We start from the raw sequence: 14,049 nt of genomic DNA on the forward strand, positions 1-14,049 counted from the left end.
GAACAGGAAGACGCAGATCCCGAAGATCACGAGCGGCCGGTGCCGGATCAGGACGCTCCAGCCTGACTGGGCGCCTTTTCCCTCCGCCCCATGCGCCGCATCGGCGCCGCGGGCGAGGTCGTGATCAATCGCCTGCGCCGGGATCGACAGCGTCGCCACGACGGCCATCACGGCGAAGACCGGCATCAGCAGGAACACGGCACGCTGCGAGGCCCACCAGCCGACGAAGGCGGCGATCAGCGCGATGACGATATTGCCGGCATGGTCGTAGGCGGCATTGCGCCCCGTCCGCCGCGCCAGCCCGCGGCGGCCGACCAGCCCCAGGGTCAGCGCCGCGACCGCCGGGGCGAAGACATCGCCGACGATCGAGATCAGCCCGCTCGCGATCAGGACCGACCAGAAATCCGAGCGCAGGAAGATGACGATGGCGCCCACCGCCATCACCGCCAGGGCCGCCACAATGGCGCCCCGCTTCCGGTGGGTGCGGTCGATCGCGGCACCGATCGGGGTCTGCAGCAGCAGGGCCGCGATCCCGCTGATCAGGGTGACCACGCCCAAGGCCGACTGGCTCCAGCCCTGGGCGGTGACGAGATAGACGTTCAGATAGGGCCCGACGGCGCCGCGCGCATCGGCCAGGAAGAAGTTGACCGCGTCCAGGGAGCGCGGATTGAAGCCGGCCCGGGGCGCTGCTGCCGGGGCGGGACGCGCCTCGCTCACCACGGCAGCAGGAAGCTGGCCAGCGCCAGCAGCAGCGCCGGCGGCATCACCAGCAGGCCGAGGCGCAGGAACTGCAGGGCCCCGACCTCGATCCCCTCGCGGCGCAGGGCGACGAGCCAGAGGATGGTGGCGAGCGACCCGGTGACCGACAGGTTCGGGCCGAGGTCGATGGCAATCAGCGCCGCGCCGGTGATCTGCGGCGGCATCGGCGACTGGGCCAGCGTCGACTGCACGATCAGCCCGGCCGGCAGGTTGTTCATCAGGTTGGTGGTGACCGCCACGATCACGCCCGTGCCCCAGGCGGCGCCGCCGACCGAGCGGGAGGCCGCATCCTGCAGCGTCGCGGCGAGGAGATGGACCACGCCGGTACGGTCCAGCCCCTCGACCAGCACGAACAGGCCGGCAACCAGTGGCAGCACCTCCCAGGAGATGCGGCGCAGCAGGCCCCAGGGCGCATCCCGGCGATGCAGCAGCACGGCGGCGGCGGTGGCCAGGCCGCACACCGCCGTCGGCAGGCCGAGATCGAGCCCGAAGGCCGAGGCCAGCAGCAGCACCACGGCGGTGACGCCCAGGCCCCAGGCCGCCATGTGGCCGCCGGGCGGCAGCGCCGGCACCGTCACATCGGCCGCGATCGGCGCGCGCAGCGCCCCGGCCTGGGTCAAGCGCAGCACGACGAAGGTGGCGCCGATCGCCAGCACCGACGGCAGGGTGAACCAGGACAGCCAGGTCAGCAGCGGCGGCATCTGGCTGCCGAACACCACCAGGTTAGCCGGGTTGGAGATCGGCAGGACGAAGCTGGCGGCGTTGGCGATGAAGGCGCAGATGAACAGGTAGGGCAGCGGCACCGCCCCGGCCGCGCGCGCCACGGCATAGACCGCGGGCGTCAGCACCACGGCGGTGGCGTCGTTCGACAGGAAGACGGTGACGACGATACCGACGACATAGGTCAGCCCGAACAGCCGGCCGGCCGATCCCCGCGCCTTGCGCGCCGCGATCGCCGCCGCCCAGTCAAACAGGCCCTCGGTGCGTGCAAGTTCCGCCAGCAACATCATGCCGATCAGGAACAGGTAGACATCGGTGCCCTTGCCGATCGCGGTCAGGGCATCGCCCCAGGGCAGCAGGCCGAAGCCGACCAGCGCCACGGCGCCGATCACCGCCCAGATCGCTTCCGGCAGGCGCCAGGGCCGCAGGATCACCCCGCCCGTGGCCAAAGCGGCGATGCCCCAGGTGGCGGCGGCACCGTCGGTCAGCAGGCTCATGGCGGTTCTTCTCCGGGCGGCAATGCCGCTTCTCGTAGACGGGCGCGGTGCGCCGGGCAAGATCCGGAATAACCTGCCGCAGGCGACATTTCGTTCCCTGGCGCGTTGATGAGACAGGACTCGAAACGAGGGATCCCGCGCCGTGAGGATCATTCGGCATGCGGCCGCCGTCGACGACGCCGAGGACCAGTGCCTCGAGACAACCGTGCTGCGGCCGCGACGCAACATCTGGCGGATCGAACATGCCCGCCGGGCTGCGATGCTGGTCGATGCCGCCGCCTATTACGGCGCGCTGCGCTCCGCCATGCGGCAGGCGAAGCACCGCATCCTGGTGATCGGCTGGGACATCGACAGCCGCACCCCGCTGGTCGGGCCGGAGGGCGAGCCGGCGGACGGGCTGCCGAAGACGCTGGGCGACTTCCTGTGCGCCCTGGTGCGCGAGCGGCCCGAGCTGTCGGTCAAGCTGCTGCTGTGGAACTACTCGCTGTACTACGCGTTGGAGCGGGAGCCGCTGCCGCTGCTGGCCCTGCAGTGGAGCACGCCGCCGCAGATCGAGCTGTGCCTGGACGACGAGATCCCCGTCGGCTCCTCGCATCACCAGAAGATCGTGGTGATCGACGACGCCGTGGCCTTCGTCGGCGGCATCGACCTGACCATCCGCCGCTGGGACACCCCGGCCCACCGCCCCGTTGCCCCCGGGCGGGCCGATCCGGCGGGCGTCCCCTACCCACCCTTCCACGACGTGCAGATGGCGGTCGACGGCCCCGCCGCCCGGGCCTTGGCCGAGCTGGCCCGGTGGCGCTGGGAGCGGGCGAGCTGCGAGGCGCTGCCCGCCCTCAGTGGCCGGCCCGCGCCCTGGCCGGAGGGGGTCGAGCCCGATTTCCGCGATGCCGCCGTCGGCATCTCGCGGACCCTGCCGGACTATCCCGGCGAGGGCGAGGTGCGCGAGATCGAGGCGCTGTACGAGGACATGATCGATTCAGCACGGGAGGTGATCTACATCGAGAACCAGTTCGTGACCTGCACCCGCATCGCCGAGCGCCTGGCCCGTCGGATGCGGGAGGTGCCGAGGCTGCAGGCGGCGATCATCGCCCCCCGGATCCACCATAATTGGGTCGAGCATCGGGCCATGGCGCCCGGCCGCATCCGGTTCATGGAGATCCTGTGCGCCGCCGGGGTGGCCGACCGTGTCCGGCTGCTGCACCCGCAATCCGGCGCCGACGGGGTTACCGCCGACGTCATGGTCCATTCCAAGCTGGCCATCGTCGACGACCGCCTGCTGCGCATCGGCTCCGCCAATCTCTGCAACCGGTCGATGGCCGTGGACAGCGAGTGCGACCTGGTGGTCGAGGCGACGGACGAGGCCGAGCGCCGGGCGATCCGCCGCATCCGCGCCCGGCTGCTGGGCGAGCATTGCGGGGTGGCGCCGGAGGAGATCGAGCGCCGCCTCGGCGAGACGGGATCGCTGCTGGCGGCGATCGACGGCGCCGGCAATCCGGATCGCCGGCTGCAGCCGGTGGATGACGACCGTCCAATCGCCCCCCTGCAGGGCTGGAGCCTGGCGGACTTCGCCGACCCGCATCGGCCACTGCCCGCGACCGGCCTGATCGAGCGCGCCTTGGCTTCGGTCAAGGCGCGCTGGCGCGGCCTGCTGCGCCTGGCCCCGATCGCCGTCGCGGTCCTGCTGCTGGCCCTGGCCTGGAGCACCACCGACCTCGCTGGCTGGGCGCATCCGGAGCGGCTGCAGCAGTCGCTGCACGGCCTGGCCGGCACCGGCTGGGGCCCACCGCTGGTGATCGCCGCCTTCGTGCTGGGCGGCCTGGTGATGTTCCCGGTAACGGTGCTGATCGCCGCCACCGCCGCCGCCTTCGGCGCCTGGCCGGGCCTGGCCTATGCCGGGGCCGGCGCCCTGGCCAGCGCCATGGCCGGATACCTGGTCGGGCGGCTAGCCGGCGAGAGCGCGCTGCGTGCCGTCATGGGCCCGCGGCTGCATCGGATCCGCGACGGCGTCGCCCGGCGCGGCATCGTCGCGGTTGCGACGATCCGGCTGGTGCCGATCGCGCCCTTCACCCTGGTCAACCTTGTGGCCGGCGCGGCACGGATCCCGGTGCTCGACTTCGTCCTCGGCACGGCCCTCGGCCTCGCCCCCGGCCTGCTGGTGCTGTCGACGCTGGGCGACCGGCTGCTGTCGATCCTGACCGACCCGTCGCCGGCGCGGATCGGCATCCTGCTGGCGGTCGTTGCCGCCTGGATCGCCCTGTCGGTCGGGCTGCAGGCGCTGGTCAGCCGGAGGCGACGGGACGCGGCGTGACCGGCGACGCGACGCTGCGGCTGCTGACCTGGAACATCCATGCCGGCATCGGCCCGGACGGCCGCTACGACCTGGACCGGGTGATCGCCCTGGTGCAGCGGCACCAGCCCGATATCGTGGCGCTGCAGGAGGTGGATTCGCGCGGCCGCGGCGACGGCGCGGAATCACCCTTCGCCCGGCTTGCCGCGGCCCTGGGCCCGCACACCGTCGCAGCCCGCACCATCGTGGCGCCGGACGGGCATTACGGGCACCTGCTGATCAGCCGCTGGCCCCTTTCCGCCGTCCGGCTGCACGACCTGACTCATTCCCGCCGGGAGCCGCGCTGCGCCATCGAGGCCATGGTCTCGGCCCCGGGCGGCGCGTTCCACCTGGCCGCCGTCCATCTCGGCCTCGCCTTCGCCGAGCGGCGGCGCCAGGCGGCGATGCTGGCGCGGATCGCCGACAGCGCCGCGCCGACCTCGGTCATGCTCGGCGACTTCAACGACTGGACCTGGAACGGCGCCGTCCGCCGGTCGCTGGCCGAAACGCTGCCGGCGCGCACGCTGCAGCGCACCTATCCCGCCCGCTGGCCGGTGCTGACGCTGGACCGTATCTACTGCCGGCCCCGACACGCGCTGCTCCGCAGCCGGGTCGATCCCGAAGGCCGGCACGCCTCCGACCACCTGCCGCTGATCGCCGAGATCCGGGTCGACTCGCTGCCGCCGGAATCGGAACCGGCGAACCGGCCCTCGCGTTGACCAGGCAAGCCGACCGATCACGGAGCCGACCCATGCGACGACTCCTGGCTGCCCTGAGCTTCGCCGCCCTCGCCTGCCTTGCGACCGCCCCGACCGTGTCCGCGCAGAGCGCCGACGCTGCCACCGGGCCGGCGCAGGCCGATGCCGCCGGCTATGTCGAGCAGACTGCGGCGAGCAACCTGTTCGAGATCTCCGCCGCGCAGCTCGCCCTGCGGAAGGCGTCGTCCGACGAGGTTCGCAGCTTCGCCCGCATGATGATCGACGACCACACCAAGGCCGGCCAGCTGCTCATCGACGCGGCCAAAGGCCAGGATTTTGCGCCCTCCCCGCCGGCCAGCGTCGAAGCCCGGCACGATCAGCTGCTGCAGGATCTGGGCAACGCGACCGAGCAGGATTTCGACCGGCTGTACATGCAGACCCAGGTGGAGGCCCACACCACGGCACTGAAGCTGCAGCAGGACTACAGCAGCTTCGGCGGCAACCCGGCGCTGAAGGCGATCGCGACACAGCTGGTGCCGATCATCAAGCGCCATCTCGACCAGGCCCAATCCACGCTCGACCGGCTCAGCCGGGCCTGATATCGCCCGGACCTCGTCGGGCAGACCCCGCCCTGACGATCCGTTGAGATCGCCGAAAATCTCTGCGAATGAGATTGCGAGTCATTATTAATCTTGTTAAGCAGCACCCGGCATTCGAAGACGGGCGTGGCGAGGATCGCCGGTGCCTGCGATTCCGGATAGGAAGGGATGGGGTGGCATGGGTGCTGGATACGGCGCGCGCGATCGCGTGCGGATGTTGCTAACGACTACCATTCTCGTCGCGGCCGGGGGGTCGGCCTGGGCGCAGACACAGGTGCAGGATCAGACCCAGCAGCAGCCGGCCGCCGGCTCCGGCATCGTCCTGGCGCCGATCGTCGTCACCGGCCAGGGGGAAAGCGCGACAGGCCCCGTCCAGGGCTTCGTCGCCAACACCGGCCTCAGCGCCACCAAGACCGACACGCCGCTGATCGAAACGCCGCAATCGATCTCGGTGGTGCCGAAGGACCAGATCACGGCGACGGATGCCGAGACCCTGTCCGAGGCGCTTACCTATACCCCGGGCATCACCTTCCAGTCGGGCGCCTACAGCCGGCTGAACGACGACTTCCAGATCCGCGGCTTCAACGTGGCCACCGGCGGATCCGGCATGCTGCGCGACGGCCTGCGCCTGCAATCCAACGTCTATGACGGCAACCAGGAGCCCTACGGCCTCGAGCGGATCGAGGTGCTGCGCGGCCCCTCCTCCGTGCTGTACGGCCAGCTCAGCCCCGGCGGCGTGGTCAATGCCATCAGCAAGCGGCCGACCGACACGCCGTTCCACGAGCTGAACGCCGAATACGGCAGCTTCGGCCGGACCCAGTTCTCGGGCGACACCAGCGGCCCGATCGACGAGAACGGCATGCTGTCCTACCGGCTGACCGGGCTGTGGCGCGATTCCGGCAACTCGGTCGACCATGTGCCGGACGACAAGTTCTACATCGCTCCGGCCTTCACCCTGCGGCCGTCCGATGCGACCACCATCACCTTCCTGAGCGACTATCAGGAGATCTACACCCGCTTCGCCCCGCCGATGCCCTATGACGATCTCCGTCACGGCCGGATCCCGCGTGACCTGTTCATCGGCCAGCAGGGCTACGACAAGTACTACAGCGAGAGCTACACGCTCGGCTATCAGCTCGAGCACAAGTTCAACGACAGCCTGATCCTGCGCAACAGCCTGCGCTACTACCACGCCGACGTGAACTGGAACTATCTGAGCTACGGGAAGCTGACGGGCGACAGCCTGTCCCGCGGCGTGGTCAATCGCCTGGAGACGTCGAACGGCTTCACCACCGACACCTCGCTGGAGGCGAAGGTCGAGACCGGGCCGGTGCAGCACACGCTCCTGGCCGGCGTCGACACCTATGGCGTCAGCTACGACACCGACCGCTTCGGCGGCACCGTCGGCCCGCTCCAGGACATCCATGACCCGGTCTACGACGCGAACGTGACCGTCAACTACAACAACAACACGGGCTTCAAGAATTCCGGGTCGCAGGTCGGCATCTATCTCCAGGATCAGATGAAGATCTACGACAAGCTGATCCTGGTGCTGGGCGGCCGCTACGACTGGTCCGACGCCTACAACACCAGCTACCGCAACCAGGCCGTGCTCGACTTCCTGGGGATCGACCGGAAGCAGCACCGGGCGGACAGCGCCTTCACCGGTCGCGTCGGCCTCCTGTACCTGTTCGACAACGGCCTCGCGCCCTATGCCAGCTTCAGCCAGTCCTTCCAGCCCACGGCGCTGAATGCCGGCGTCAGCCGGACCGGGGAGCAGTTCGAGCCGACCAAGGCCGACCAGTATGAGGTCGGCCTGCGCTACCAGCCGGCCGGCGCGAACTACCTGCTTAGCGGCGCCATCTTCCGGATCAACCAGAACCATGTCCTGACCGCCGACCCGGACGACCCGACCAACACCTATTCGATCCAGACCGGCAAGGTCCGCTCGCAGGGTATCGAGCTGGAGGCGCGGGCCAGCCTCGGCGCGGTCAACCTCGTCGCCGCCTATTCGTACACGGATGTCCGCGACGATGATGGCGACGGCGAACGCCTGGCCCTGGTGCCGTACCACAACGTCGCCCTGTGGGCGGACTACAGGCTGGACGGTCTGGGCATCAAGGGCCTGACGCTCGGCGCGGGGCTGCAGTATCTGAGCTCGGCTAACGTTCCGGGAGCCGCGGATCCCAGGGACGACGTGCCCGGCCGCATGCTGGTCGATGCCATGGTCTCCTATGATTTCGGCGCGATCGACGAGCGGCTGACGGGCACCACCCTGCAGCTCAACGCCAAGAACCTGTTCGACAAGGAGTACTTGACCTGCGTCGACACCAGCGGCTGCCGTTACGGCGAGCCTTTCACCGTGTCGGCCACGCTGGGCTACAAGTGGTGACGCCCTGATGCCGACCCGGCGCGCGGTCCTGGGCGGGATCGGGCTGGCCTTCGCCGGCCCGTCCTGGGCGCACGCCCAGGCTCCTGGCCCCGCCGGACCGGCGCGCCGGGTCGCATGCCTCGACCTGCTGCTGACCGAGACGCTGCTGACGCTCGGCATCACCCCCGTCGCGGTCGGCAACATTCCGCTGTACCAGCGCCTGGTGGCCGAGCCGGCACTGCCGGACGGCGTGCCGGATCTCGGCCCGCTGCAGGAGCCCAATCTGGAGCTGCTGCAGTATCTGCGGCCCGACCTGATCCTGGCGCCATCCTGGGCCGAGATCGGCCAACGCGATGTCGAGCGCATCGCGCCGGTGGCCTGGCTGCCGACCTTCTCCACCCGGAAGCCGGCGGTCGATCACACGCGCCACCTGCTGATGCGGGTGGCGGCGATGACCGGGCGCGAGGCCGAGGCGCGGGCCTGGTCCGACCGCGCCGATGCCGCCCTGGCCGGAGCGCGCCAGGCGCTGGCGCCCTGGACCGACCGCCCCGTCTATGTCGTCCGCTTCAACGAGGATGGGCGCCACGCCGCGGTCTTCGGCGGCAGCGGCATGATCGGCGACGTGCTGGGTCGGGTAGGCCTGCGCAACGCCTGGACCGGGCGGACCAATGTCTGGGGCACCATCTCGATCGGCATCGAGCAGCTGGCCGGCAATGCCGAGGCCCGGCTGATCCATTTCGACCGCGGCGCCGAGACCGAGCGCGCCCTGCGCCAACTCGCCGCCAGCCCGTTCTGGACCGCTCTGCCCGCCGTGCGCCAGGGCCGGGTGATCGAGATGCCGGTGGTCTACCCGAATGGCGGGCTGGCCTCCGCCACCCGCTTCGCCGATCAGCTCGCCCGGATCCTGCCGGCGCACGGAACCGCGAATGGCTGACCTCGCCCTGTCCCGGCCGGCCACGGCGGGCCGCCCGGCCCTGCTGGCGGCGTTGCTGACCGCCGCGGCCCTGGCCCTATTCCTGCACCACCTGCAGGCCCTGCTGCCGGCCGCGGAATGGCGACAGGCGCTGATCGCCCCCAACCCCGCCGACATGCGCCAGATGCTGGCGCAGTACAGCCTGCTGCCGCGGCTGGCCATGGGGCTGCTCGGCGGCGCCGCGCTGGGCCTCGCCGGCGTGCTGTTCCAGCAGGCACTGCGCAACCCGCTGGCCGAGGCCGGGACCCTGGGCGTCTTCGCCGGGTCCCGGCTGGCGCTGGTTGCAGCCACCCTGTCGGTGCCCTCGCTGCTCGACGCCGGGCAGGAGGCCGTGTCCCTGCTCGGCAGCGCCGTGGCGATGGCCCTGATCCTGCTGCTGAGCTGGCGGCACAGGCTGGCGCCGATCGCCGTGATCCTGGCCGGGCTGGTCGTCACCTTCTATCTCGACGCCGCCAGCAAGATGCTGGTGCTGTTCAACCACGAGGCGCTGACCGACCTGTTCGTGCAGCAGGGCGGGTCGCTGAACCAGAACAGCTGGGATGGCGTGCTGGCCCTGGTGCCCCGGCTGGCCCTGGCGGGGCTGGCCGGCGCGCTGATGCTGCGGCCGCTGGCGCTGCTCGACCTGGACGAGGACGGCGCCCGCGGCCTCGGCCTCTCGCCCGCGGCCGCCCGCCTCGCCGCGATCGCGGTGGCGGTGCTGCTCAGCGCCTCGGTCGCAGCCCTGGTCGGGCCGATCGGCTTCATCGGCCTCGCCGGGCCGGCGATCGCCCGCCTCGCCGGCGCTCGACGCTTCCGCGACCGGCTGCTGTGGGGGCCCCTGGTCTCCGCCGGTCTGCTGGGGCTGACCGACCAGCTGGTGCAGTTCGTCGATGCTAGCGGGGCGGTGCCGACCGGCGCCGTCACCGCCATGCTCGGCGCGCCGCTGCTGCTGTGGCTGCTGCGCCGCCTGCGGCCAACGGCGGGCGAAGCCCGACCGGACCGCCCCGCCGCCTCCGCCGATCATCGCCGCCGCCATCCCTGGCCCTGGGTGATCGGCGCCGTGCTGCTGCTCGGCCTCGTCGTCTGGGCCGCGCTGGCGCTGGGCCGCACGCCCGACGGGTGGCAGTGGAGCCTGGGCGGCGATCTCGACCTGCTGCTGCCCTGGCGGGCGCCGCGCGTCGCCGTCGCCCTGGGCGCTGGCTTCATGCTGGCGGCGGCCGGCGTGGTGCTGCAGCGCCTGACCGGCAACGCCATGGCCAGCCCGGAACTGCTCGGCGTTTCCTCCGGCGCCGCCCTGGCGCTGATCCTGGCCGCCCTGTTCGTGCCCGGGCTGGACCGGCTGGCGCTGACCGGGGTGGCCGGCCTCGGCGCGCTGGCGGCGCTGCTGGCGGTACTCTCGCTCGGCCGGCGGTCGGCCCACGCGTCCGAGCACATGCTGCTGGCCGGCATGGCGCTGACCACGGTCGCCGGCGCCTTCCTGGTGGCGCTGCTGTTCAGCGGCGATCCGCGCACCGCGCTGCTGCTGGGCTGGCTGTCGGGGTCGACCTACGGCGTCTCTGGCCGCGACGCCGCGATCACCTGTGGCCTCGCCTTCGCCGCCGCGCTGATCCTGCCGCTGGCGGGGCGCTGGCTGACCATCCTGCCGCTCGGCGCCGCCATCGGCCGGGCGCTCGGCCTGTCGCTGGCCCGCAGCCGGGCGGCGCTGCTGCTGCTGGCCGCGATTCTGACCGCCGGGGCGACGCTGACGGTCGGCCCCTTGAGCTTCGTCGGGCTGATGGCACCGCACATCGTCCGCATGCTCGGCATCCGGCGGCCGACGCCGCAGATCCTGGCGGCCGGGCTGCTGGGCGCGGGATTGATGGTGCTGGCCGACTGGCTGGGCCGCACCATCGCCTTCCCCTGGCAGGTGCCGGCCGGGCTGGTTGCGACCTTCGTCGGCGGCACGTATTTCATCTGGCTGATGCAGCGGCGACGGCCGGCATGACATGGGCAGGCGACACGTGATGGCAGGCGCACCATGATCGACGCCCTGGCCCCGATCTTCACCGGCCCGCTGGCCGATTTCACCGACCGGCTGGTGCCGGCCGACGATCCGCGGCCAGGCATCCGCGGCACAGACCTGCTCGACCCCGCCGTGCTCGGCCCGATCCTGGACCGCTTCGCCGGGCGCTACGACCAGCCCGAGCCGCGGGCCGTGGCCTCGATGTGGTCGAAATGGCATTTCTGGATGCTGCTGACGCCGGTGGTGGCGGCCAGCCTGATGCTGGAGCACGGACTGCCCACCGGTCTCGACGAGATCGAGGTGATCGTGGCGCCGGACGGGCAGACGACCGGGTTCAAGCTGCCCCATGGCGGCGCCCCGACCGCCCCGGCCGACGGGTTCGAACGCTTCGGGCCGCTGGTCCATGGCCATATCGACCCGCTGATCCGGGCAGTGGCGGACCAGAGCGGTGCCACGGCCAAGGTGCTGTGGAGCAATGTCGGCAATCTGTTCGAGAACCTGCTGCGGCAGATCGAGGAGCTTGGCTTGGCCCGCGGACCCGGCCCGGCCCAGTGCCGCGCCCTGATGGCCAGCCGCGACTGGCCCGGCCGGCGCGCCAACCCGCTGTTCGAGCCGGTGCGCTATGTCGAGCGCGGCGGCGAGCGCAAGAGGGTGCGGCGCGTCTGCTGCATCCGCTACCTGATCCCCAGCCTGGAGCTCTGCTCGACCTGCCCGCTGGAGAAAGCGAGACCGGCATGAACCACACCGCCCCGGCGCCAGCGGCCGAGACCGAGACAGCACCGGCGATGTTCGAGTTGTCCCAGGCTGCCTTTGCCGTTGCCGGCCGCACCCTGCTGCAGCCGCTGGACCTGACGCTGGCGCCGCACCGCGTCACCGGGCTGATCGGGCACAACGGCTCCGGCAAGTCGACGCTGCTGAAGCTGCTGGCGCGGCAGCAGCCGGCGAGCGGAGGGACGATCCGCTTCGAGGGCCGGCCGCTGCGCGACTGGGCCGACCGCGCCTTCGCCCGTCGGGTCGCCTATCTGCCACAGCAGACGCCGCTGGCCTCCGGCCTGCTGGTGCGCGAGCTGGTGGCGCTGGGACGCTACCCATGGCACGGCGCCCTTGGCCGCTTCGGCGCCGCCGACCGGGAGAAGGTCGAGGAGGCGATGGCGCTGACCGACATCGCCCGCTTCGCCGGCCGGCTGGTCGAGACCCTGTCGGGCGGCGAGCGGCAGCGCGCCTGGCTGGCGATGCTGGTGGCGCAGGACGCCGCCTGCCTGCTGCTGGACGAGCCGATCTCGGCCCTCGACATCGCCCATCAGGTCGACGTCCTGGCGCTGGTGCAGCGGCTGAGCCGCAGCAAGGGGCTGGGCGTCGTCGTGGTGCTGCACGACATCAACATGGCGGCCCGGTTCTGCGACGACATCGTGGCACTGCATTCCGGCCGGCTGATCGCCCGCGGCGCGCCGGACGCCATCCTGACCCCCGAGCGGCTGCAGGCGATCACCGGCATCCCGATGGGCGTCCTGCCCCATCCGGCCGGCGGCCCGCCGATCAGCTACCCGCACTGACCGGCGGGGCCGCACCCCGCTATTGCGCCGCCACTGCCGGCACGGCATCCACCCGGCGCAGCGCGTCCCGCACGCCGGACTGGAACGTCGACGCGTGGATGATGTCGAGATGCACGGCGCCCGGCACGCGGGCCAGCGCCGCCACCGGCGCCAGCAGGCTCCAGTCGCGCAGCCGCTCCGGCCGGCCCAGCGAATCCTCCGCCTGCCAGACATGCACAGGCAGGGCGAGCGGCCGGTGTTGGTAGCGCGCGGCGCGCAGCCGCTTGTCCAGCGTCGCCCATAGCTCGAATTCGCGCGAGGTGAGGTCGGGACCGTCCGCCGGCAGGCTGTCGCCATGGGCCAGGACGTACTCGTCCAGCGCCGCCCGCTCGCCCTCGTCCATCAGCCCGAACAGCGACCGCCACTGCGCCGCCATGGCGGAGCGGCCGAGCCACTGCTCCAGCAGGCCGGCGGCACGCTGCCGCTCCTCCGACGTCGGCTGCCGATCGAGGTGGAAGTCGACATTCTCGAAGACGTCGACCAGGCCCAGGAACTCGACCGCCACGCGGCCCTTCAGGCGATGCGCCGTCTCGAAAGCCAGGTCGCCGCCGGAGGACCAGCCCAGCAGGGCGCAGCGCCCGCCGGCCGTGCGCTCGATATGGGCGGCGAACTCTTCGGCCAGCGCTGCGACGTCGTAGCCGCGCCAGCGCTGCTCCGTATAGACATGGCTGACGAAGCCGGTGACCGGGCGGTCGCCGCCCAGCGCCGTGACCATCGACGCGAACTCGGTCGAGTTCACGATCAGCCCCGGCAGGCAGTAGAGCGGCACGCCGCTGCCGCCCTGCTGCAGATGCACCACCTCCGGCCCCTTGGGCGGCGCCGGCGCGATCCGGGCCGCGAGGTCGGCCAGGCTGCGGGCATTGAGGATGTCGGCCAGGGTCAGGGTCTGCCCCCCGGCCAGCCCCTGCTTGCGGATGCGGGCCAGCAGCTTGAGGCTGAGGATCGAATCCCCGCCCAGGGCGAAGAAGTTGTCGTCACGGCCAATGGCCTCGGTGCCCAGCAGGCCGGACCACAGGGCGGCCAGCGCCCGCTCGGTCTCGCCGCGCGGCGGCTCGCCGGCCGGCTTCGCCGCCTCGGGCGCCGGCAGCGCCTTGCGGTCGAGCTTGCCGTTGGCGGTGACCGGCAGGGCGTCCAGCCGCAGCCAGGCGGTCGGCACCATGTAGTCCGGCAGGCGCGCCGCGAGCCGCGCCTTCACCGCGTCCAGATCCGTGCCGGCCGGTGCCGCGACATAGGCGGCGAGCTGTAGCCGGCCCTCCTCCGCCGGCAGCGCCACCACGGCGGCGTCGGCGATGCCGTCGAGGCCGCGCAGCGCCGTCGCCACCTCGCCCGGCTCGACCCGGTAGCCGCGGATCTTCACCTGGTCGTCGGCCCGGCCGAGGAACTCCAGGCTGCCATCCTTGAGCCGCCGCACCCGATCGCCGGTGCGGTACAGCCGGGCGCCGGGCGCGCCGAAGGGATCGGGCACGAAACGCTCGGCGGTCAGGTCCGGCCGGCCGAGATAGCCGCGCGCGATGCCGGGGCCGCCGAGAT

General features: G+C 71.9%; 11 protein-coding genes. 8 read left to right on the forward strand and 3 right to left on the reverse strand.

The window, feature by feature from the left end; translation table 11 throughout:
* On the reverse strand, window positions 1-717 hold a 717-nt coding region (locus tag ABDW35_RS18810; protein ID WP_343715414.1), incomplete at its 3' end, for an MFS transporter.
* A complete protein-coding gene (locus tag ABDW35_RS18815) occupies window positions 714-1,976 on the reverse strand; it encodes an arsenic transporter (protein WP_343715415.1) in 1,263 nt (420 codons plus the stop codon). The genes ABDW35_RS18815 and ABDW35_RS18810, both read right to left, overlap by 4 nt.
* 142 nt (window positions 1,977-2,118) lie before the next feature.
* Between ABDW35_RS18815 and ABDW35_RS18820 the strand changes: the two genes are divergently transcribed.
* The 8 genes from ABDW35_RS18820 (at window position 2,119) to ABDW35_RS18855 (ending at window position 12,480) form a co-directional block, all read left to right on the forward strand.
* Window positions 2,119-4,287 (forward strand): VTT domain-containing protein, encoded by a 2,169-nt coding sequence (locus ABDW35_RS18820; protein ID WP_343715416.1) that lies wholly within the window; start codon window positions 2,119-2,121, stop codon window positions 4,285-4,287.
* Window positions 4,284-5,024: an endonuclease/exonuclease/phosphatase family protein gene (locus tag ABDW35_RS18825; RefSeq protein ID WP_343715417.1), complete on the forward strand. Its 741-nt coding sequence runs from the start codon at window positions 4,284-4,286 to the stop codon at window positions 5,022-5,024. The genes ABDW35_RS18820 and ABDW35_RS18825 overlap by 4 nt, the downstream gene beginning before the upstream one ends.
* A 32-nt stretch (window positions 5,025-5,056) precedes the next feature.
* On the forward strand, window positions 5,057-5,602 hold the full coding sequence (locus tag ABDW35_RS18830) for a DUF4142 domain-containing protein (RefSeq protein WP_343715418.1): 546 nt from the start codon (window positions 5,057-5,059) through the stop codon (window positions 5,600-5,602).
* 274 nt (window positions 5,603-5,876) lie between these two features.
* Window positions 5,877-7,994, forward strand: coding sequence for a TonB-dependent siderophore receptor (locus ABDW35_RS18835; protein ID WP_343715419.1), 2,118 nt, complete (start codon window positions 5,877-5,879; stop codon window positions 7,992-7,994).
* A 7-nt stretch (window positions 7,995-8,001) separates the two neighbouring features.
* Window positions 8,002-8,907: an ABC transporter substrate-binding protein gene (locus ABDW35_RS18840; RefSeq protein WP_343715420.1), complete on the forward strand. Its 906-nt coding sequence runs from the start codon at window positions 8,002-8,004 to the stop codon at window positions 8,905-8,907.
* Entirely contained in the window at window positions 8,900-10,909 is a 2,010-nt protein-coding gene (gene fhuB, locus ABDW35_RS18845; protein ID WP_343715421.1) for a Fe(3+)-hydroxamate ABC transporter permease FhuB, read from the forward strand. The genes ABDW35_RS18840 and fhuB overlap by 8 nt, the downstream gene beginning before the upstream one ends.
* 33 nt (window positions 10,910-10,942) lie before the next feature.
* A complete protein-coding gene (gene fhuF / locus ABDW35_RS18850) occupies window positions 10,943-11,665 on the forward strand; it encodes a siderophore-iron reductase FhuF (RefSeq protein ID WP_343715422.1) in 723 nt (240 codons plus the stop codon).
* On the forward strand, window positions 11,662-12,480 hold the full coding sequence (locus ABDW35_RS18855) for an ATP-binding cassette domain-containing protein (RefSeq protein WP_343715423.1): 819 nt from the start codon (window positions 11,662-11,664) through the stop codon (window positions 12,478-12,480). Before fhuF ends, ABDW35_RS18855 begins: the two co-directional genes overlap by 4 nt.
* A 19-nt stretch (window positions 12,481-12,499) precedes the next feature.
* Here the strand turns inward: ABDW35_RS18855 and ABDW35_RS18860 are convergent.
* The coding region (locus ABDW35_RS18860) for a phosphopantetheine-binding protein (protein ID WP_343715424.1) at window positions 12,500-14,049 on the reverse strand (1,550 nt) is incomplete at its 5' end.

The organism is Inquilinus sp. (genome assembly GCF_039594555.1).
GTDB lineage: Bacteria > Pseudomonadota > Alphaproteobacteria > DSM-16000 > Inquilinaceae > Inquilinus.

Bases quoted from the DNA above. Each gene is read 5' to 3' on its own strand.
- ABDW35_RS18815 (WP_343715415.1), bottom strand. From the start codon at position 1,976: ATGAGCCTGCTGACCGACGGTGCCGCCGCCACCTGGGGCATCGCCGCT.
- ABDW35_RS18840 (WP_343715420.1), top strand. From the start codon at position 8,002: ATGCCGACCCGGCGCGCGGTCCTGGGCGGGATCGGGCTGGCCTTCGCC.
- ABDW35_RS18855 (WP_343715423.1), top strand. From the start codon at position 11,662: ATGAACCACACCGCCCCGGCGCCAGCGGCCGAGACCGAGACAGCACCG.
- fhuB (WP_343715421.1), top strand. From the start codon at position 8,900: ATGGCTGACCTCGCCCTGTCCCGGCCGGCCACGGCGGGCCGCCCGGCC.
- ABDW35_RS18830 (WP_343715418.1), top strand. From the start codon at position 5,057: ATGCGACGACTCCTGGCTGCCCTGAGCTTCGCCGCCCTCGCCTGCCTT.
- fhuF (WP_343715422.1), top strand. From the start codon at position 10,943: ATGATCGACGCCCTGGCCCCGATCTTCACCGGCCCGCTGGCCGATTTC.